This window comes from Pedobacter sp. UBA5917 (assembly GCF_002432345.1).
GTDB lineage: Bacteria > Bacteroidota > Bacteroidia > Sphingobacteriales > Sphingobacteriaceae > Pedobacter.
In genome coordinates this window covers 23,897-44,700 of record NZ_DJDT01000259.1, presented here as the reverse complement: position 1 = coordinate 44,700, position 20,804 = coordinate 23,897, and the positions used below count along the sequence as shown (strand labels likewise).

Here is a 20,804-nt window from a genome sequence, read left to right as displayed (position 1 = left end):
GAAGAACAACGTTATCATGATACCCGCAGATGGCTGATTGCAGGCGAAACCCTGGGCAGAAAAGTTACTTATATTAAAGTAACCGGTAAGTTTAAAGCTGGCAAAACCATGTCGGCCCCTTACCATTATGACCCAACAGTTTATGACTATACCTATAGCCCTGTTGAAGAAAACGCACAGGAGAACAGAAGCTGGGACAATAAACTTTATTTCAGGCCATTTAGCCGTGATGAGGTAAATAAGAACAATCTGCTCGAACAAAACCCGGGTTACTAAACAACCATGCTGGATAACCCGATAGATCGTATGATCTGTCGGGTTTTTTATGGAATAAAGATTTGGACCATATGATCGGTTATTTTTACGCTTTAATGGAAAAAGATCACATCTTAAACGTTTATCTATTCCCATATTTAATTTTCAAAGCTTAGTTTTGCAAATAAACTTTTTTCTGTGGCAGATTCAGACCCCAACTCCGTTATTGTAAAACAAGACCCCTTCGCAGCCCTGCGCTATAAAGAATTCAGATCGTTTTTGGGCATGCGGTTCTTTTTTACACTGGCCTACCAAATGCAGGCTGTTGTTATTGGCTATCATATTTACGATTTAACACACGATCCCTTAAAACTGGGTTTAGTAGGTTTATGCGAAGCCATCCCAGCCATTGGGATTGCCTTGTATGGCGGTTATATTGCCGATAAAAGCGAGAAAAGAAGTTTGCTCATCAAGATTTTTTCGGGTGTTTGGCTGGCTTCGGTTTTAATGCTCATTATTACCAGTAAATACCTTCATTTAAAAGAAGATCTGATTGTACTGATTATGTACGGACTGGTATTTTGTATCGGTATTGCCCGCGGTTTTTTCGGACCGGCAACTTTCTCGCTGATGGCGAAGATTGTACCTAAGGAGCTTTATCCCAATTCGAGTACATGGAACAGCAGCAGCTGGCAGTTGGCCACCATTATCGGCCCGGTAGCAGGTGGTTTTGTAAACTGGTTGTGGGGTATCACTGCAGCCTACACTTTTATCGTGGTGCTGGTATCCATCTCGCTAATCTGCATCTTTACGCTGAAAAAACATCCTTCAACATACATTCCGAAAGAAAATATATTCCATAGTTTAAAAGAAGGAATCCAGTTTGTATTCAAAACCAAAATGATGGTTTGGGCCATGAGTTTGGATCTTTTCTCGGTATTTTTTGGCGGGGCAGTGGCCTTGTTGCCGATGTTTGCAAAAGATGTTTTCCATCTGGGCTCTTACGGTCTGGGGATGATGCGAGGTGCGGCTTCTTTGGGAGCAGTATTAACGATGTTGGCCATGACCCGTTTTTCACCCATGGGCAAACCCTGGAGAAACCTGCTGATTGCGGTAACCGGTTTTGGTTTAAGCATCATCTGTTATGGATTATCTAAAAACTTCTATTTAACGCTATTTTTCTTATTCCTGGAGGGGTCTTTCGATAGTGTGAGCGTTATCATCCGCCAAACCATTATGCAGTTGCTTACACCTGATGATATGCGCGGACGTGTTTCGGCAGTAAATAGTATGTTTATTGGTTCGTCGAACGAAATAGGGGAGTTCGAGTCCGGACTTTCGGCAAGACTGTTAACCTTAGTGCCAGCTGTGGTTTTTGGCGGAAGTATGACGATTGCTATTGCAGGGATTACCTGGTTAAAAACGAAATCGCTTACTAAATTAAGTTTGCAGGATATTAACGAGCAAACAACTAAGGCTGTTTAATGGCAGAGTTGTCAACTTTAGTAGCACGTTGGCAAAAAAGTTGACAACTCTTTAATTCTAATCCAAAATTTTTAATGGATTGCTATAGGAATTATTCAGTGTCTTACATTTTATGATTTGGGCATGCCCCAAGCTGCGCAAGGGTCGGGCTATACGTTACAATCTTTTTTGATGAAAAATCAAAAAAGGATTTACACTGCTATCCCTCATGCAAGCCTACCGAAATAAATACACATATTAAATCCGTGTTTATCTGTGTGCATCTGTGGCAAAAAATAAAAGGTTCGTGTTATCACGAACCTTGATGTTATGTTATATAGACCCTGAACTAAATTCAGGGTGACGATCGCGTTAAACCCTTTATCTTAAAACTTCTTATTCTTTCCCCATATCAGGTAAATAATCGAACCTAAAAAGGGGGCAAAAAGTATAATGATAAACCAAAGTACCTTTACCGTAGCGCCCATCGAGCTGTTCCGGGATATGTGGTACAAGGCTGTTAATATTAATGCCAGCCAAATTATGGCTGCAACAATAATGATAATAGCGATCTGATTGCTTTCTACTTGTGCTAGTAACATGGTAATTTTAATTGTTCCTTAAGCTTCAACAACTCTTTCGCCGATTTGTTGGCGCCACATGGCCTGATATAAACCGTTTTGTGCAATTAATTCTTCATGTTTACCCTGCTCAATAATATGGCCTTTCTCGAGTACATAAATTTTATCGGCATGTTTAATGGTCGATAAACGGTGGGCGATCAAAATGGTAATGTGATCGGTTAAATCTGAAACCGAACGGATCGTTTTGGTAATTTCTTCTTCTGTGATCGAATCGAGCGAAGAGGTAGCCTCATCAAAAACCAGAATATCGGGCTGACGCAGCAATGCTCTTGCAATTGATAAACGTTGTTTTTCACCACCCGAAACCTTTACACCACCTTCGCCAATTAACGAATCTAAGCCTTTATCAGCTCGGGCCAGTAAAGTTTGGCAGGCGGCCTGATTTAAAACTTTATAACATTCCTCATCGCTGGCGTTAGGATTAACGAACAACAGGTTTTCGCGGATGGTACCCGAAAATAACTGCGTATCCTGAGTTACGAAACCAATTTTTTCGCGTAAAGCATCAAGATCGATGTTATGGCTCGGAATGCCGTTGTACAAAATCTCGCCATCTTTTGGCTGATATAAACCAACCAGTAGCTTAACCAAGGTGGTTTTTCCCGAACCTGAGGGGCCAACAAAAGCAATGGTTTGCCCGTTCTGGGTTTTGAACGAAATGTTTTCTAAAGCATTTCTGTTAGCGGTTAAATGTTTAAAACCAACGCTGCTAAAAGTAAGGTCTTTAATTTTAGCAATTGAGATAGGGTTCTCCGGTTTTTTATCGATAGGTGTACTTAAAATCTTTTTAAAGTTAGCCAGCGAAACCTCTGCTTCACGCCAGGCTAAAATTACATTTCCCAACTCCTGTAACGGCCCGAAAAGGAAGAAAGAATAAAAGAGGAAGGTTAAATATTGTCCGGCAGAAATGGTATTGTCGAAAATGAGTAATAGTAAAACCAGCACCATGGTACTGCGTACCAGGTTTACGGTAGTACCCTGAACAAAGCTCATACTGCGTACGTATTTTACTTTTTTAAGTTCGAGGCCAAGGATTTTGTAGGTGGTTTTATTTAACCTTTCGATTTCCTGATCAGCCAGCCCCAAACTTTTAACCAGTTCGATATTCCTTAACGATTCGGTTGTAGAACCTGCCAAAGCAGTGGTTTCGCCAACAATAGAGCGTTGGATGGTTTTGATCTTCCGGCTTAAAAACCAGCTCACGAAACTGATAATAGGAATTGCCGAAAAATAAACCAAAGTAACTTTGTAGCTCACCGTAAACGAATAAACAATTACGAATACCATTCCGATTAAACTCACAAAAAGAATCCCTATAAATGCGGTAATAAACTTTTCCGAATCTAAACGTACTTTTTGCAGAATGCCCAAAGTTTCGCCACTGCGCTGATCTTCGAAAACCTGATAAGGCAATTTTAGCGAATGCTGCAAACCATCGGCATACATTTTTGCCCCAACCTTTTGCACAATTACGCTGGTAAAATAATCCTGAAAGTTTTTGGCAATACGCGAAACCATTGCTGCGCCGATGGCCAGGCCGATTAAACCCAGCGAACCCCAAAGGTATTCGGCATAGGTTAACGAACTTTTTTTATTGATAAAGCGGTCTAAAATTTTTCCGGTAATAAGTGGATCCATTAAAGAAAAGCCAATATTTAAACCTGCAAGCAATAACGCTAAGGCCACTATCCATTTGTGGCTTTTCAGGTAGTTGAGTAATAATCCCATGAAAGTTTTGTTGTTTGTGAATGCAAACATAAAAAAAGGGAATGGATTAAAATCCATTCCCCTTTTTTATGACTTTAAGCTAAGAAACTTAGCTAAGAGTTTGGTTAAAAACCGTAGCGTAAACCAATCTGGAACTGGTAAGGGTTGCCCGAAGGAGTTACAATACCTGCGTTGTTTACATTGTAGTTAAATTTTTGATTGGTAGCATCAAATGCCGGGTTTTGCAATGCATATAATGCCTGCGAGCCCAACGATTCGTTAACACCCCATGTTTTTTTGAAGATGTTACCTACGTTAAACGCATCAACCGATAATTCGATTGTGTGGCTTTGGTACAATTTGAATTTTTTAGTGATCCTTACATCAACAATACCATAAAAGCCGTTAATACCACCATTACGCTGCGCAATCTGTCCTGAATATTTATTGATATAATCTTTTAAACTCTGACTTGCCAAAGGGTTGTCTAAAATGGCCTGTAAACCATTACGCACATTTGCTGCAACATTAGGATTGTTTCTGTCGAAGATAAATGCAAGATCATTTGTTCCAACAAAATCGCCATTAGTATTGGCACCAGAAAGTAAGCTATAACGTGTTCCGCCGATACCCGAGTAACGCACACCAATATTAAAGCCGGCTAAGCTAGGCGATGTTGCATAAAAAACAACCTTGTTCCTAAACTGGTTATCAGAATAGGTCATGTTGCTTAAATTACGCGGATCATCTTTAACAGGCAACGATAATGTTGAAGTATTGGCAACGTTTCCGTTAAATGAGGTATTATCTTTTGTATCGTTGTAGGTATAACTTACTGTAACTTCACCATCCCTGAAATACTGCCAGGTAGCATCGGCCACCACAGCAAACTGATTTACTTTACCGTTACTGTTCATCTCTAACACACGGCCTATTTTATCACTAATACGTCCTCTTTGCCAATCAGCAGCGCCATTACTAGTTGGGATACTTGCTAAAGGGACATATACACCACGGTTATCTTCATTTGCCAGCCTGAAATATGGATTAGCAACCATGTTACGATCTGTATAAACGTAATTGTTTCTGCCCAAGGTTACATATCCTGCAATACCCACCCTTAATTTTGGTGTGAAAAAGTGGCTATAAGATAAATTCGATTTATACACAACCGGTACTTTAGCATTTTCGCCATAAGTATTGATGGTTGCAATTTGATACTGGTTTAGCGTTGGTGCTGTTGAAGGATCGTTTCTGTAGCCTGTTAAATAAGCGGTTGGGATACCCAAACGTGTATCAACCGTTCCGTAATGTTTACCATCAAAAGTTAAGTTATTAATGGTAACGTAGTTGTTGATATCTGATGCGAATACACCTGCTCCAAAACGGATGAAATCGGTTTTCTGTTCGTTAATATCCCAGGTAAACTGTGCACGGGGCTGGATAACAAATGATTTTAATTTATTATCGGTACGTACACCCAGCTCATCAAATACCAGTTGATTTAATGGCGACGATGGATAATGTGCATAATCTAGACGGATACCTGCGGTTAAATCTAAACCTTTGGCCAGTTTTGTTTGCATTTGTGCATATATACCTGCATTAATGATGTTTGAGCGAACACTCGGATCGGCCATTAAGGGCACCTCGCGGAAAAAGCGGTAAGCTGTTCCGTTTTCGTAATTATCAAAGTTAGGTACCTTGGTAGTTACCACAGGTGTTACGCCAGGGGCACTGGTTATTACATCTTTTGTACCTGCCTGAACGTGGAAACGGCCGTTTACCTCGCTACCATATAGCGATTTGGCATGGGTGTACATAAAATCGACACCAAAAGTGTATTTTACTTTATCGGTGTTGTAATAAAGGTTATCTACAAATTGCAATACATTATTGGTAAATCCTTCCTGTGCAAAACGGTGGCCGCCCATTTCGATATTGGTTGCCCTGTTGGTACCATTAATTACCGAAGTTACCCCTTCTACAATTACACGTGGAATGTTTGATGCTGGCAACTGATCGCCGGGCGAACTTTTCTGATAAGTATATAAATGTTGTACTTTTAATTCGTTCGTTAATTTAGAATTGATTGATGTACGTAAAGTCGCCAATAAACTATTATCAACGTTTTTATCGTTACCAGTCGATTCGTATAAGTTGATAGCTGTATTATCTTCTAAACCTAAATTATTACGGTCGTTAGTATAGTTATCACGGATGGTTAGTAAGTTCTTCTCATCAATCTGCCAATCCAAACGGGCAAAACCTGCATCCGATCCTCTCTTTTTAGGGAAAGAGCCATATTGTTGCGAGTTTGCAACGCCATATTTAGAACGTGCAACACCAACGAAATAATCGAGGGTTGAACGGTTTATGTTGTAACGAAGCTCATCTGCTGGAGATTGAACATCGGCAATTACTAACGGACGGGCATCGCGCTGATGATCCCAGGCTACAAAGAAGTGTAATTTATCTTTAATGATAGGACCACCCAATGAGAAACCGTACTGATAGGTAGAGAAATCGGCCTGACGTTTATTTCCCCTGATGTCATACCCGCTTGATAACCAATCGGCACGGCCATAGGTAAACGCACTTCCTGATAATGTATTGGTACCCTGTTTGGTTACGGCACTTACGGTACCACCACCACTACGTCCGTAAGTAACGTCGTACTGGTTGGTTACTACTTTAAACTCGCGTACCGCTTCTATTGAAATAGAGTATGGTGCACCGCTGCGGCTGGTTGTACTTCCGGCCGATGTTGGGTTTTTTGCATTCATACCATCAATGGTGTAGTTGGTTGATGAACCTAACTGCCCCGAGATGTTACCTCCCCTGCTTAATGGCGATAAATCCATTAATGAGGTAAAGTTACGTCCGTTAACCGGTAATTGCGTAATAGCCTTTGCCGATATAGCTGTGGCTGCACCAATGTTTTCGATTTTGTTTTTTAAGGTTGTGCCTACTACTTGCACGGCTTCTAAATCCTGAGAAGCCTCCTGCATATTGATGGCAACTTTTACCGCATCGCCCTGGTTAAGGTAATAACCCGTTCTGGTTTGCTCGCCAAAGCCTACATAAAGGGCTTTTACCGAATAAGGCCCACCTAAAGGCAACTCCTTAAAAGTATACTCGCCCTGTGCATTGGTAGAGGATTTAGTGGTGAAACCGGTAGAGTTGTTCCGGATCTGTACTGAAACACCGGGGATGGGTTTCTTTTGCTGATCGGTAATAATACCCGAAATTGATGCTTGTGTAGTTTGCGCCAGGGCTGCATTATAGGTACAGCACAACAGTAGCAACACTGCCATTAGTAAATTTTTCATCATGATTAGTTTTCTGATTTTATGATCACAAAGATGTTACTGTGCTGTTAACTCAATTCTGATTTTATATTAATAATTGGTTTAATACCTGCCACTTTTTAATGCTGATGTTAAAATAAACAGCAACCGATAAATTAATATTGGCCTTTTGTGTTAAGCTAATGTTAGGCAAGTTGTTGCTAAAATTTATTATATCAATTTTCCTTTTGATTAATAATGATTAAATTAGTGATATGGTTGCCAATCAAACAGCTCTGTTAACTGGTTTAGGGCAGCAATTGTATTCCGGGGCCCTTTAATGGTCCAAAATCATCCCCAAAACGGGCTAAAAGCCCAACATCCCACAATAACAGTGCTATGGTATTAAGGCCGGTCATATGCTGTTTTAATATTTTTTAATGCTTGCTGATGACCAACCGTCAGTTGCAGCAAAACATAGCGACCTGTATGCTGACCAATTGACAGTATACGCAAAACAATTGATGCTGAAAGCTTAGCAAAGCACAGTAACAGCCAAACATTGCATAGTGGAAGTGAAACAATTGACACGGGAAGCTTAGCAAATCATAATGGAAGCCAAACAATTGGCTGTGGTGATAAAACATACAGCTCTTGCATAAAAGCATCGGTGTATTGCTTTCGAACAAGGCATTGATAAACAGAATAAAACCATTATTAACATTTATCTAAAAACAAAAAACATGACGCAAAAAGAAGAAAACTACCTAACAATGGCTAATGTAACGTTACAGGTATTAAACGCGAATAAGCCAATCTGGGCCACTCAGGCTGCATTTAGTAAAGTTGTTGCCGAAATTGATGAAGATGTAAAAAGTATTGGCCTGGCTATAAACAGTGCAGGTGTAAAAAGTACTGGCGCAACAGCAACCAAATATCAAACGGCCGATGCAGCCATTGGCGCTGCAGTTAAATACTCGGGTTTGGGGCAGATCCATGCCCTCGAAATTGGCGATAAGATATTGTTTGATGCACTTAAAACATCTGCAACCCAATTACAAAGATTGCCCGACCAGCAGTTGATCCCTGCATTAGAACATATTTACAGCCGTATTGATGGATTAAAAGATGTACTTAAACCTTACGGACTTGCAGAAAAAGATCTCGAACTTTTCCACGAGCATATTGCTAAATTTAAAGAACATAAAGATAACCCAAGGGTGGTAATAGCCGAACGTAAAGGTTTTAACAATGCTATACCCACCTTGCTGATGGAACTTAAAACTTCCTTTTTTAAGCTCGATCGTTTGATCAAAATCTGGGAGAACACCAATGAAAAATTTGTTACCGATTACGAAAATGCCAGGATTGTGATCAGGTTGGGGGCAAGGCACAGAAAGGGTGGTGAGGAAACGGAGGTATAAGCCATTAATAAACTATCGGGATGAATGTTGCATTTAGTGACGCAATAATTCTAGCGCACCGGTAAGCCGCAAAAAGTCGTCATTGCGAGGAGGTACGACAGTTGGCCCCGACTTTTCGGGGAAGCAATCTTTCCTGCAACGATTATTGCGAGAAAGATTGCTTCGTCGGCTGAAAAAGCCTTCTCGCAATGACGACTTTATTTATTGAATGCTGTAATTGGTAGCGGAGTTGCCGCCAGAGCGTCATTGCGAGGCACGAAGCAATCCTAATGCGTGCGCTAGGTAGCGATTGTTGTAAGATTGCTTCGTACCTCGCAATGACGACTTTATTTATTGAAGCTTGCGATATTAGTAGATTTAACTATCTATCCTGAGCAAACTTATTTCCCTTTCAAAATTTCAACCTTCTCGCGCTCACTTGCCAGTAAACGTTCGTATAATTTTTTGTTTTCTTCCAGAGCCTCGATTAATTTATCCAATGGATTAAATGTAGGCTGATAATTAAATAAAGCACCATTATCGTTATTGGTAACCGTATTTCCGATAATATTGAAAACTGCTTCTTCACTAAAATTTCTGATTGATTCTGTTGTCAGCCCTAATACCTTTGCTACTTTTTCTAAAGTAGCATCCTCTATGGTTTCGCTCTGTTCCAGTTTGCTTACTGCCTGCTGGCTAATGCCGAGTTCGGTTGCAAGGGTATCCTGTTTCATACCACGTAGCTCGCGTATGCGGCTAATTTTCCTGCCCAAATGGCTTCTGTATGTTTTTTCTGCGGTTTCCATATTCCAAATATATCTAAAATTTAGCAGGGGTAAAAAACAATATGGGGTTGTTATCAACAACTTATATGATATTGATATTTAGTAGATTATTTTGGCTTAAAATAAAGATCCTTCGTATCTCAGGATGACAGCATGAAAAATGAGTTTGTTATACTGAACGCGCTGATAAAAAGTAACCCAATCACCCAATCAACCCGATTACTTTAGAGTGCTGAATCGCCTCTTCACTATCATTAAACAAACAGGTACTTACCCCTTTATTTTCTACTTTTAGAAGTAATAGCTTCGTTTCTGCAGCCTTTTGAGGAAGAATATTCCGGATATAAACTGCTTCAATATTCTCAGGATATTTTTCTACAATAGCAGTATAAATTTGAGGGTCGTGTTGCGAATTATCTCCAAAAAAGATAAATTTCTGGTTCGGGAAAGCATCCAGAATCCGCATTACCCTTAATAATTTTCCCTCATGCCCCGTTTTACCTGTTTTAATCAGGTCTTTCCATCTTTTTAAGGTATTTAATAGGAAAGCGCCATCGGGCAGTTTGTTAAATTTAAAGGTTTCTACCAGGTAATCGTACAGGTTCCATTCGCTGCTGCTAACATAAAAGAAAGGATTGGGCTGTTGAACTTCGGTATGTGATAAAGCCAGTTGCTGGTAATGGCTTGCCGCATTGGGAAAGGTTTTACGCGTATGCGGATTTTTAATAAACAGTTCCCTTAACCGCCTGCCAATGGTAGCCGAATGCGAAACCATCACGGTATCATCAACATCCGATATAAAAGCATATTGCGTAATGTGCGGTACATAAATTTTACCTGCACCAGCGTTTAAAACATTTCCATGCTGATCGATGGCCTCAACCTTAACATCATGCCAACCCGCGGCGATATCCTGCCCGGCTTTCCACTCGAACTTAAAAAAGCCATCACCCTCGGTTTTATTATAAACGGTTTGACCGAAAAACTGTAAACGTACCTCAACAAAAGCATAAGGTTTTAAAATAAAAAGCTTTAGCAGATGGACAATATTAACCAAGATATTATTGCTGTAAACCTGCTTCGTTTTTGCCCTGCGCTTAAAAACATGACCATAAACAACCAGGTTATACGTGTGCCCATAACCGTGATATACTTTTACACTAACAGATTTATTCATTGTTATTAAAACAGAGTTTATTAAAAGTTGTTTGTGAGGTAAACATCAGGTAAGCAAAATGAAATTACTGTTCATCATCAATCCGGGCTCTGGCAGTCACGATATAAACTTAAAGGAAGTAATTTCTGGACATTTCGACGCGAAAAATACCGAAGTCGATCTTTTCGAACTGCCCAAAGATTGTTCATTGGATAAAATAAAAGCAAAAATTACCAGCTCAAAGGCGGATAGGGTAGTGGCTGTTGGTGGCGATGGCACTTTAAAACTGGTTGCCGAGTGTTTGTTGGATACTGAAACACCGATCGGGATTATCCCTGCAGGTTCGGCCAATGGAATGGCTAAAGAATTGGGTGTTCCTACCGATATTGAACAGGCTTTGGAACTTTTGGAAGAAGGCCGTCTGCAGAAAATACATGTGGTTAAACTAAATGATGAAATCTGCATCCATTTATCCGATTTAGGCTTTAATGCTTATCTGGTGAAGAAATTTGATACCCTGCCCGAACGCGGCATGTGGGGCTACGCAAAAGCGACCTGGCACGCCCTGTGGAACCACCGCCGGATGGAAGTGCAGTTGAAACTTAAAGGTGAAACCATTACCTCTAAAGCGGCCATGGTAGCCATTGCCAATGCAACGATGTATGGCTCCGGATTAAAAATCAATCCCGATGGAAAACTGGATGACGGACTTTTTGAAGTAATACTGGTAAAAGATTATTCCTACCTCGAAATTTTAAAGATATGGATAACCAAACTGCCATTTAACCCCAAGAAAATTGAAGTTTTCCAAACGGCAGAGGTAAAAATTTCTTCAAAACATAAAGCGCATTTCCAGGTTGATGGCGAATATATCGGCAGGGTAAATACGGTTGAAGCGAAAATTTTACCTGCAGCAATAACCGTAATCTTACCAAAGATTTAACCGAGTGCTTCGCGGTGGATTTTAATGGTAAAATACAACCTGAAAAATTCAGCAATGAAACATACACGGAAGAGAATATCGAACCAGCGGTCGCCAAGGCTCAAGATTTCTGGCAGATAAGTAATAAAACCGATCGAAAACACCCATACCACCAAACGGAACGGAAACTGGATATAATAGGCAATAAAACCAAATTTTTTAAATAAGATTAAACCGATTGCCGAAATAAAAAGCGACACAAATAAAGGCAATAGTAAAATCACTTTAGCCTGCGAGAGTGCCTGATCGGGGATTTCGTTTAAATGCGTAATGATCTGCCAAAACTGTTTGGCCAGTAAAACAATGCTGATGATATCCAGTAAGGCAAAAAATCGGGTGGTGTTCTTCATTTACTTACAATACTTTGCTAAATAATCGTCTGCCTTTTTACTCCCCATATATTTAACAAAGTTAAAATCTTCGCAGGCACCCTGTTTATCGCCCTGTTTTATCTTTTTTAGGCCCATTTTTATCCTGTCGTCCAGGTATTCATCATCAATGCCCAATTGGTTTTTAATGCCAATGATCTGAACTTCCTGCCCGGGCTTTGCCTGATCGATATTTTTATAGAAATTGATTACCGAATTGGTTAAACCTTCCTCAGCCAAATAACTCCGGATGGCATCCTGGATATCCTGATTTGTTTTACCCTCGCAATTGTATCCCGAAAGCACAAAATTTACGGGAGCCACGATAGAAACAGTAGTATCGTAACCGGTCGGAACCTGCCATTTGCCACTGCTTAACCGGACTAAACGCAAGGCTTCCTGATCAAGATCGGACAGTATTCCTTTGCTAATTTTTGAAAAATAGACTTTTCCCTGCTGATTAATTTTAAAGCTTACATTTACCGTTCCCTGGATGCAATTATCCTTCGAAAACTGCGGATAGATGGTGTTTTCCCTTAAGAAATTGATAAAGCCGCTCTTACCCGATTTAAACTGCACCTGAGCCATGGCCAGCGAACAACAGAAAAGTAAACAAATGGTGAACAGCTTTTTCATTGTACTAATTTACTAAAAAAAGCTGAAAGCATAAAGACTAAAGCGCATGCAACGCATTGAATGCAGCGTCTTTAAGCTAACATCGTCACCCTGAATTTATTTCAGGGTCTTTTGGGCAGGAAAGATGCTGATCCCGAATATTCAGTAAGTAAGACGACCAGAATCAAAACTTTTCTGTGACCTCTGAGTTTTTCTCTGCGCTCTCGATGGTTAAAAATTTTGCCACGGAGGCACGGAAACACAGATAAGCTCTGGCGGTTTGTCATCCTGAGCGGAGTCGAAGGATCTTTGTGGTTAAAAATTAAGAAAAAGTAGCCTTCAAAATTAAATCCGGATCGGGGCAATTGGCTAAATATTTTTCCCTTTCACTAAACCTGCAAACACCCGGATAATCACCTTTTAAACCACCCATATCATTAATCAACTGAAAGTGTAGGTGTGGTGGCCACGATCCGTTTTCTTCTTTTGCACCCAGTTCGGCAATTTTAGTTCCCGCAGGGATAAATTTACCTTCTTCCAGTCCATTTAATGAGGCTAAACTTAAATGCCCATACAAGGCATTAAATTTAAAGCCGTCTATTTCATAAGCCAAAATAATAGTAGCACCGTAATCGCCAAGATTGTTGTTGTAGGCAAAACTTTGTACAGTAGCATCTAAAAAATTATAGATCGGTGTTCCAGCCGGTCCCCAGATATCTACACCTAAATGTAACCTGCGGGGTTCTTCTCCGGTATCAAAATGTGCGCTTCGCGAATAGATGGTGCGGTGCTCGTTGTATCCTCCAATTCCGTAACGGGCACTGTTTGCTGAAAGTTTTTTGGTTACCCAATCGGAAAACAGATCGGTATCATCCAAAATTTCGTTTGTTAATTCGATATTGGCTGCCGTAAAATCCAAAGGTAAAAGCCGATCCTGTTTTATATCAAAATCGACAACTTTTTGAATCAACGAGATATTTGATAAGATACCCTCTTTGAAAGTTTGCATCTGTTTTATTTAAAGATATAAACGAAGTTATAAATATAGTGTGACAGGGCACCGCCGATTACAAATAGGTGCCATAACTCATGGCTGTGCATCCACCTGTATAGCTGTTTATCCTTCGCATAATAATAGGTTCCGCCGATGTAAAAAACGCCTCCCAATAGTAGCCAAAAAATAGCACCAATGGGCAAAGTTCCCAGCATTTTCTGTAATAAAGGCACAATTAAACAACCCATTAAAATATAGATGGCCAAAGATATGGCTGTACTTTTTAACCGGTTAAATATTTTGAGCAGACAGCCCACAATGGCAATAACCCATACAATGGCAAACAAACTCCAACGCAGCCAGCCATCAAAAACCAATAAAGCTGTTGGCGTGTACGATCCGGCAATCATAAGGTAAATGCAGCAGTGATCAAATTTCTGCCAAAAGCGTACGCCATATTCGGTAGCCGGATAACCATGGTACATAGCACTTACCCCGAACAGGATAAATGTGCCTATACTATAAATCCAGGCAGCAGTAAATTCAATTGGCGTATGGCATTTCTGGAGCAAAACATATCCTGCCGGAATTGCAATCAATGCCGGAATAAAATGGGTGAAGAAATTAACGGGTTCCCTTAGTTTCCTCACAAAAAATTATTCGCTGTCTTCGTCTTTCTGTCTGGGTTCTTTTGCAATCTTATCGAAAAGATGGTCCATGCGCTCTACATACTCATTGGTATCATCAACAAAGAAAGTAAGTTCGGGCACCACCCTTACCTGATGGCGGATACGGCTGCCCAGTTTATACCTGATCTCACCTGCATGTGCATTAACAGTATTGATAGAGAGCGTGGTATTATTGGTATTTAAAAAGCTTAGGTAAACCTTGGCTACGGCCAGATCGGGCGAAACCCTAACGCGGGTAATGGTTACCAATGTATTTGGCAAAAATGCAGCACCCTCGCGCTGAAAAACCTGTGCCAACTCCTCTTGTAATACTCCTGCAAATTTCTGCTGACGTTTACTTTCCATAATGTTTATAATTATCAATTACCAATAATCAATTATCTGGCCCAAGAGCCGGTAATTCCTATTTGGTAAAGTTAAAATTATCTATAACCCGGTGTCAATTATCAGACCATAATCTATCTAAAGATCACAAATGGGATAGATATTATATGCTAAAAATGTAAAAAATTTTGAAATCTTAAGATCTAAGTTAGTTTAATATTTATCCATAGTGACCATTTTAACTTTAATTCTAACGCGATCGTCACCCTGAATTCATTTCAGGGTCTATTTTGCAAGAAAGATGCTGAAATAAATTCAGCATGACGATTCTATATTAAAAATACCTTAAAGGCACATTGTCAATCGAACCTGGCTTAAAAAACTTAAAAATTTTAAGGTTTGCTCCAAACAATTGTGGATTTTTTTCTAATACAAAAGATTACTATCATACGGGTACCTCGCTACATGCGCAGCTTTTACCTTATCGTACAATAATGTTTTAAACTCTTCAAGGTTTTCTTTCTGTGTAGCCGAGATAAACAGTACAGGTACTTTATCATGACTCATCCAGCTTTTTTTGAAATCTTCCAATGTCAGCTTTCCATCGTCGTCTTCATTGTCAACTTCTGGCGATACGTAAGCGTCAATTTTGTTAAAAACCAAAATCATGTCTTTATCAATGGCACCTAAGTCTTTCAATGTTTCGTTAACCGTGTTGATCTGGTCTTCAAAGTTCGGATGCGAAACATCTACCACGTGGATCAATAAATCGGCCTCGCGCACCTCATCTAAAGTAGATTTAAAACACTCTACCAAATGGTGTGGCAGTTTGCGGATAAATCCAACGGTATCAGAAAGCAGGAAAGGTAAATTTTCGATCACTACTTTGCGTACAGTCGTATCCAAGGTTGCAAACAGCTTGTTCTCTGCAAATACTTCCGATTTGGAAAGCATGTTCATAATGGTCGATTTACCCACGTTGGTATATCCAACCAAAGCTACACGTATCAATTGTCCGCGGTTTTTACGCTGCGTTTCGTTCTGACGGTCGATATTTCTTAAACGCTCTTTTAACAGCGAAATTTTATTTAAAATAATACGTCTGTCACTCTCGATCTGGGTTTCACCTGGACCACGCATCCCGATACCACCTTTTTGGCGTTCCAAGTGCGTCCACATACCCGTTAAGCGTGGCAAAACATATTGTAACTGTGCCAGCTCTACCTGTGTTTTTGCCTGTGCTGTTTGGGCCCTGTTGGCAAAAATATCGAGGATCAGGTTACTTCTATCCAGCACTTTAACACCAAGTTCGCGATCGATATTGCGCAGTTGCGATGGTGATAATTCATCATCAAAAACAACCACATCAATCTCTTCCGATTTCACATAAGCTTTTATTTCTTCGAGCTTACCTGTACCCACAAATGTGGCACGCTCAGGTTTTAACATTTTCTGTGTAAAAACCTTTTCAACCTTCCCACCAGCTGTATCAACCAAAAAGGCCAGCTCATCTAAATATTCTTTTGTTTGGGCTTCTTTTTCGCCAGGTGTAACCACACCAACTAAAATTGCCCGCTCCTGCACAACGGCAGTATCATAAAATTTTTGTTTTCCCATGTAATTGCTACAAAGATACGAAATTTGCGAACCAGTTTTTGCCAAACCTTATAGGTCTCAAAGACCTATAAGGTTTTATAAGGCTAAATCTGCGCTACAAATTCCTTAATAGAAGCTCCCGGGTTATCCATCTTCATAAAGTTTTCGCCGATCAGAAATCCGTTAAAACCAGCGTTTTTTAATTCCTTAATGGTTTGTGGATTGCTGATCGCACTTTCTGAGATTTTTAAAAACTCATCAGGGATTTTATTTACCAGATCGAAGGAGGTTTGGATATCAACTGTAAAATCGGCCAGGTTTCTGTTATTTACCCCAATGGCATCGAGGTTGGGGCAGATGCTCCGCTCCAGTTCTTCGAGGTTATGCACTTCTAAAAGCACGTTTAAACCTAAATCTTTTGCAAATTTCCCAAAATCGTTGATCTGCTGCGGTGTTAATATCGAGGCGATCAACAAAATGATATCGGCACCCCAAGCTTTCGCTTCCAGGATCTGATACTCGTCGATCATAAAATCTTTTCTCAGGATCGGGATATCGTTTGCAGCCCTTGCAGCCAGAATATCATCGGTTTTACCTCCAAAGAAATCTACATCAGTCAATACCGAAAGTGCTGAAGCACCTGCAGCATTGTAGGCTTGCGTAACTTCAGCAACATCGGCAATGCCGTTAATTAAACCTTTTGAAGGCGAGCGGCGTTTGAACTCGGCAATAATACCGGTACGATCTCCTGCCAATAAGAACTCTTTAAAAACATAAGGTGTTCTTTTAAAGTGTACCGAATTTTCTAAATCCTGTATAGAAACCAAGGCTTTTGCGGCAGCGATTTCTTCTTTTTTACGTAATACGATTTTATCTAATATGTTCATTATATCAATCTGTTATCAGGATGCGTAATAAATGCAGAATTGTCATCCTGAGCTCGTCGAAGGACCTTTATTAACTCTTTGCTAGACGTTTCGACAGGCTCAACGTGACAAAATTTTTAGAAAAAAGCTTTATGATATACCCTCGTCTAAAATTTAATTAATTCCAGTCGTCATCCTGAATCAAGTTCGGGATGACGACTGGCAGGATAATTCTTAAGCAGTTAACCAATTCTCCATCATCTGTTTGCCATACTCGGTAAGTACACTTTCGGGATGAAATTGCACACCACGCACATCCAATGTTTCATGTCTTAACGCCATAATCTCACTTTTGTGATCTCTTGCCGTGATTTTTAAACAAGATGGAAAGTTATCCTTACTCACCACCCAACTGTGGTAACGGCCAACATTTATGGTTTGCGGGCATTCCCAGAACAATGGTTCATCACCATCTACAACCGTTACAGGTGTGGCAATTCCGTGCATTGGCCTGCCCAGGTTTAATAGCGTGCCACCAAAAACTTCGGCAATGGCCTGCTGGCCTAAACATACTCCAAAAATACTTTTGGTTGGGGCATAAGTTCTGATTACATCCAATAATAACCCTGCCTCTTCTGGAATACCCGGCCCAGGAGAGAGCAAAATTTTGTTGTATTTATCTACATCTGCTAAATCGAACTTGTCGTTTCTCCAAACATCGGCTTCATAACCAACTTCGTTAATTAGGTGTACGAGATTATAGGTAAAACTATCATAGTTATCTATAACCAGCACTTTATTATTTGTTTCCATTTTCAATATTCCAATTTTTTATTTCCTCACTGATAAAATAGTTTACCAGGTCTCTGTATAATTTTTCAATAATATCAGGGCTCAAACCTTCTTCTACCGCCCAATCACGTCGCTGTAAAAGCATGTTTTCAAATCTTTCGGGTGCTTTAACAGCCTCTTCATTTACTTTAAATTTTGAAGCGGCTTTTACATATTTAAATCTTTTTCCGATCAATTGAATAACCTGCAGATCGATAGCATCAATAGCTAACCTTATCTCATTGATATTTTTACAGCTTTCTGGCGAACCTACCATTTTATCAATGTTTAAATACTTTCAGCCATCTGCACCGCTTTACGCAATGCAGCAATTTTATTGTTCACCTCCTGCATTTCGGTTTCCGGTACCGAATCGGCCACTATACCTGCGCCTGCACGGTAATGCAGTTCGTTATTTTTGCTCATAAAAGTCCTGATCATGATGGCATGGTTAAAATCTTCGTTGAAACCCATAAAACCAATAGCACCAGCATAGAAATTCCGGCCCAGTTTTTCGTTTTCATCAATCAGCTGCATGGCTTTATATTTTGGCGCACCACTTAAAGTCCCTGCCGGATAGGTATCGGCTACTACTTTAAATGCACTTACATTTTCCTGCAGGTGACCGCTTACTTTGCTTACCAGGTGGATGAGGTGCGAATAATACTGTACTTCTTTAAATGATTTTACCTCTACACGGTTACAGTGCCTGCTTAAATCGTTCCTGGCCAGATCAACAAGCATTACGTGTTCGGCACTTTCTTTAGGGTCCTGCTCCAGTTTGCGGGCCTGTTCGGCATCTTCGATATCGTTTCCGCTGCGTTTAAACGTTCCGGCAATAGGGAAAATGTTTGCCGAATTATTTTTGATGGTAATCTGTGCTTCTGGCGACGAACCGAACAATTTGAAATTCCCGTAATCGAAATAAAACAGGTAAGGCGATGGATTGATGGAGCGCAAACAACGGTATACGTTAAACTCATCTCCCGAGAAAGCCTGCTTAAATGCACGCGAAGGCACAATTTGGAAAACATCGCCACGATAGATGTGCTTCTGTAATTTCGATACCAGATCCATAAAACCCTGATCGGTTAGATTGGATGATTCCTGACCCCTTGTCTGGAATTTATATTCAGGATAATTTTTATTCTGGATCAGGTATTCCATTTTTTCCAGTCCGCCTTCTTCTTCGCCTTCGAAAGTATTTTTGAAAAGGGTAATTTCGTTTTTAAAGTGATCGATGGCGATAATATAACGGTACAAATGGTACTGCATTTCCGGAATTTCTTCTCCCTCTGGTGTTTCGGAAGTAAATTTGATATCCTCAAAGTTCTGTACAGCATTCCAGGTGAAGTAACCGAATAATCCGCTCGAAATAAACTTGATTTCAGGAAATTCGGTTTCTTTGAATTTATCCTTAAAATCGGCTATTTCATCAATCAGGTTTTTACTTTCTGTAATCTCTACCGTTCCATCATGGAAATAGGTTTCCAACCGCGATCCCTTTAAGATAATTCCGGCAACAGGCTCGGCACAAACGAAACTCATTGAGTTTTCCCTGCTGTGGTAATCAGAGCTTTCCAATAAGATGCTGTTCGGGTATACATCCCGTAAACGTAAATAAATGCTCACTGGAGTAGTGGTATCGGCAAGCATTTTTTTGTAAGTCGTATTTATTTTATACATGATAAAGGTAAATGGTGTAAGCTATAATGCCTAAAGTTTGCATTTCCGTGTTTTTTTAACAATAAAAAGCCCGGCGTGTGGTTCTACGCCGGGCTTTAATGGTTCTTTAATAAGGTTTAGGTTGATAAACTATATTTTTTTCATACGCAGCCAGCGCAATCCGTTTTCGAATTACTTTGCCAAAGCCATGTATGTATATTGTTGATCATGAGCCACAAAAATATAAAGAATTTTGAAAAACCGAAATATTTATGAAAATAATTGAGCGAACGGTTAATTATTTTGAGAGAATGATACTTTTAAGCATGATCATTTTAACCGCAATTTCGCAAAGAGGGACGGTGGGTAGGCAAAGGTTTGTTTACAAATTGTCGTCATTTCGAGCGGGGTGCAACGAAGTCGAGAAATCTATGCGGCAGATCTCTCTCCCGAATATTCGGGACGTTTCAGTCGAGATGACGGTGAAGAGGAGAGCTTCACTACCAATATCGCCTCAGCGACCTTTGCGCCTTTTCTCTACGTAATTGCGGTAAAAAACGAGTAAATAAAAAATCCCGCTCTTAAAGCAGGATTCTATATTTAATTTGCAAGAAATATCCTATTAAGAAATCCCAAAAAAAGATCTTCCCGGAACAGCTTTAACCAATAATGCAATACCAACAATAATCAGGATCAGGGCAAGACCGAAGAAAATAGCAATGGTACGGTGTTTTGCAACTGCCTCGGTTACTTTTTTCGATTTAGCATTACCTACTGTGATCAAAATAATGGCAATAATCATGATCGAGGTGTGTTCTGCCTTAAAATAACGGCCAATGGCATCGCTCATCGGTAATTTTGTTAGCGGACTCAAAAAATACAATACCAAACCGATCAACAACTGGATGTGCGCGCTGATGAGCGTAAATACATTCAGTTTGCGGTTACCTTCGGTGTAGGTTTTATTGCCCAACCAGCCCGATAAAGCATTGATTACAGCAATAACCAATAAAATTAATACGATGTAGCGCCATCCGGAGTGCGCAGATTTTAAGATGTTGTACATTTTAATCAGATATGTTTAGCCAAAAATAGACATTAATTGTAAAAAATAGGATATTCAGCAGAATCAAGGCTTATTTATATTAGTTTTAAACAAATTAAACCCTA

20 protein-coding genes are annotated in these 20,804 nt (G+C 40.0%); 4 read left to right on the top strand and 16 right to left on the bottom strand.

Annotation, left to right across the window (positions count from 1 at the left end; translation table 11 throughout):
* Both B2V92_RS17340 and B2V92_RS17335 read left to right on the top strand, forming a co-directional pair.
* Window positions 1-276, top strand: a 276-nt coding sequence (locus tag B2V92_RS17340; RefSeq protein WP_293310465.1) for a RagB/SusD family nutrient uptake outer membrane protein, incomplete at its 5' end; no start/stop codon positions are given.
* Between the two features lie 177 nt (window positions 277-453).
* The gene (locus B2V92_RS17335; protein WP_293310463.1) at window positions 454-1,740 is read left to right on the top strand and encodes an MFS transporter; all 1,287 of its coding nucleotides are present in this window, start codon (window positions 454-456) and stop codon (window positions 1,738-1,740) included.
* Between the two features lie 365 nt (window positions 1,741-2,105).
* Here the strand turns inward: B2V92_RS17335 and B2V92_RS17330 are convergent, their stop codons facing one another.
* From B2V92_RS17330 to B2V92_RS17320, 3 genes are all read right to left on the bottom strand, one after another.
* Window positions 2,106-2,321, bottom strand: coding sequence for a PLDc N-terminal domain-containing protein (locus tag B2V92_RS17330; protein ID WP_293310461.1), 216 nt, complete (start codon window positions 2,319-2,321; stop codon window positions 2,106-2,108).
* 18 nt (window positions 2,322-2,339) lie between these two features.
* The gene (locus tag B2V92_RS17325; RefSeq protein WP_293310459.1) at window positions 2,340-4,091 is read right to left on the bottom strand and encodes an ABC transporter ATP-binding protein; all 1,752 of its coding nucleotides are present in this window, start codon (window positions 4,089-4,091) and stop codon (window positions 2,340-2,342) included.
* A gap of 104 nt (window positions 4,092-4,195) precedes the next feature.
* On the bottom strand, window positions 4,196-7,405 hold the full coding sequence (locus B2V92_RS17320) for a TonB-dependent receptor (protein WP_293310457.1): 3,210 nt from the start codon (window positions 7,403-7,405) through the stop codon (window positions 4,196-4,198).
* 698 nt (window positions 7,406-8,103) lie between these two features.
* Here B2V92_RS17320 and B2V92_RS17315 point away from each other — a divergent pair.
* On the top strand, window positions 8,104-8,784 hold the full coding sequence (locus tag B2V92_RS17315) for a hypothetical protein (protein ID WP_293310455.1): 681 nt from the start codon (window positions 8,104-8,106) through the stop codon (window positions 8,782-8,784).
* A gap of 380 nt (window positions 8,785-9,164) precedes the next feature.
* On the opposite strand, the gene B2V92_RS17310 is transcribed toward B2V92_RS17315, so the two are convergent.
* Window positions 9,165-9,569, bottom strand: a complete 405-nt coding sequence (locus B2V92_RS17310; protein WP_293310453.1) for a helix-turn-helix domain-containing protein — start codon at window positions 9,567-9,569, stop codon at window positions 9,165-9,167.
* 181 nt (window positions 9,570-9,750) lie between these two features.
* The gene (locus B2V92_RS17305) at window positions 9,751-10,725 is read right to left on the bottom strand and encodes an App1 family protein (RefSeq protein WP_293310451.1); all 975 of its coding nucleotides are present in this window, start codon (window positions 10,723-10,725) and stop codon (window positions 9,751-9,753) included.
* Between the two features lie 58 nt (window positions 10,726-10,783).
* Between B2V92_RS17305 and B2V92_RS17300 the strand changes: the two genes are divergently transcribed.
* On the top strand, window positions 10,784-11,647 hold the full coding sequence (locus B2V92_RS17300; protein ID WP_293310449.1) for a diacylglycerol/lipid kinase family protein: 864 nt from the start codon (window positions 10,784-10,786) through the stop codon (window positions 11,645-11,647).
* Here B2V92_RS17300 and B2V92_RS17295 read toward each other — a convergent pair.
* The 11 genes from B2V92_RS17295 to B2V92_RS17245 all read right to left on the bottom strand — a co-directional run bounded on the left by B2V92_RS17295 (window position 11,644) and on the right by B2V92_RS17245 (window position 20,700).
* Window positions 11,644-12,036: a hypothetical protein gene (locus B2V92_RS17295; protein ID WP_293310447.1), complete on the bottom strand. Its 393-nt coding sequence runs from the start codon at window positions 12,034-12,036 to the stop codon at window positions 11,644-11,646. The genes B2V92_RS17300 and B2V92_RS17295 overlap by 4 nt on opposite strands.
* Window positions 12,037-12,690 carry a TonB family protein gene (locus B2V92_RS17290; protein ID WP_293310445.1) on the bottom strand — a complete coding sequence of 218 codons (654 nt, stop codon included), beginning with the start codon at window positions 12,688-12,690 and terminating at the stop codon, window positions 12,037-12,039.
* 301 nt (window positions 12,691-12,991) lie between these two features.
* Complete coding sequence (locus tag B2V92_RS17285) at window positions 12,992-13,678, bottom strand: peptidoglycan DD-metalloendopeptidase family protein (RefSeq protein WP_293310443.1); 687 nt, start codon at window positions 13,676-13,678, stop codon at window positions 12,992-12,994.
* Window positions 13,679-13,683: 5 nt separating this feature from the next.
* Window positions 13,684-14,313: a PAQR family membrane homeostasis protein TrhA gene (trhA, locus tag B2V92_RS17280; RefSeq protein ID WP_293310441.1), complete on the bottom strand. Its 630-nt coding sequence runs from the start codon at window positions 14,311-14,313 to the stop codon at window positions 13,684-13,686.
* Window positions 14,314-14,319: 6 nt separating this feature from the next.
* Complete coding sequence (rbfA, locus tag B2V92_RS17275) at window positions 14,320-14,697, bottom strand: 30S ribosome-binding factor RbfA (RefSeq protein ID WP_147227499.1); 378 nt, start codon at window positions 14,695-14,697, stop codon at window positions 14,320-14,322.
* A 405-nt stretch (window positions 14,698-15,102) separates the two neighbouring features.
* Window positions 15,103-16,293, bottom strand: coding sequence for a GTPase HflX (hflX, locus tag B2V92_RS17270; protein WP_293310436.1), 1,191 nt, complete (start codon window positions 16,291-16,293; stop codon window positions 15,103-15,105).
* An 83-nt stretch (window positions 16,294-16,376) separates the two neighbouring features.
* Window positions 16,377-17,159, bottom strand: coding sequence for an indole-3-glycerol phosphate synthase TrpC (trpC, locus tag B2V92_RS17265; protein WP_293310434.1), 783 nt, complete (start codon window positions 17,157-17,159; stop codon window positions 16,377-16,379).
* 213 nt (window positions 17,160-17,372) lie between these two features.
* On the bottom strand, window positions 17,373-17,951 hold the full coding sequence (locus B2V92_RS17260; protein WP_293310432.1) for an anthranilate synthase component II: 579 nt from the start codon (window positions 17,949-17,951) through the stop codon (window positions 17,373-17,375).
* Window positions 17,938-18,246 carry an isochorismate lyase gene (locus B2V92_RS17255; RefSeq protein WP_293310430.1) on the bottom strand — a complete coding sequence of 103 codons (309 nt, stop codon included), beginning with the start codon at window positions 18,244-18,246 and terminating at the stop codon, window positions 17,938-17,940. The genes B2V92_RS17260 and B2V92_RS17255 overlap by 14 nt, the downstream gene beginning before the upstream one ends.
* Window positions 18,247-18,257: 11 nt before the next feature.
* Window positions 18,258-19,655, bottom strand: coding sequence for an anthranilate synthase component I family protein (locus B2V92_RS17250; protein WP_293310428.1), 1,398 nt, complete (start codon window positions 19,653-19,655; stop codon window positions 18,258-18,260).
* Window positions 19,656-20,256: 601 nt separating this feature from the next.
* On the bottom strand, window positions 20,257-20,700 hold the full coding sequence (locus tag B2V92_RS17245) for a cytochrome B (RefSeq protein ID WP_293310426.1): 444 nt from the start codon (window positions 20,698-20,700) through the stop codon (window positions 20,257-20,259).
* Between the last annotated feature and the right edge of the window lie 104 nt (window positions 20,701-20,804).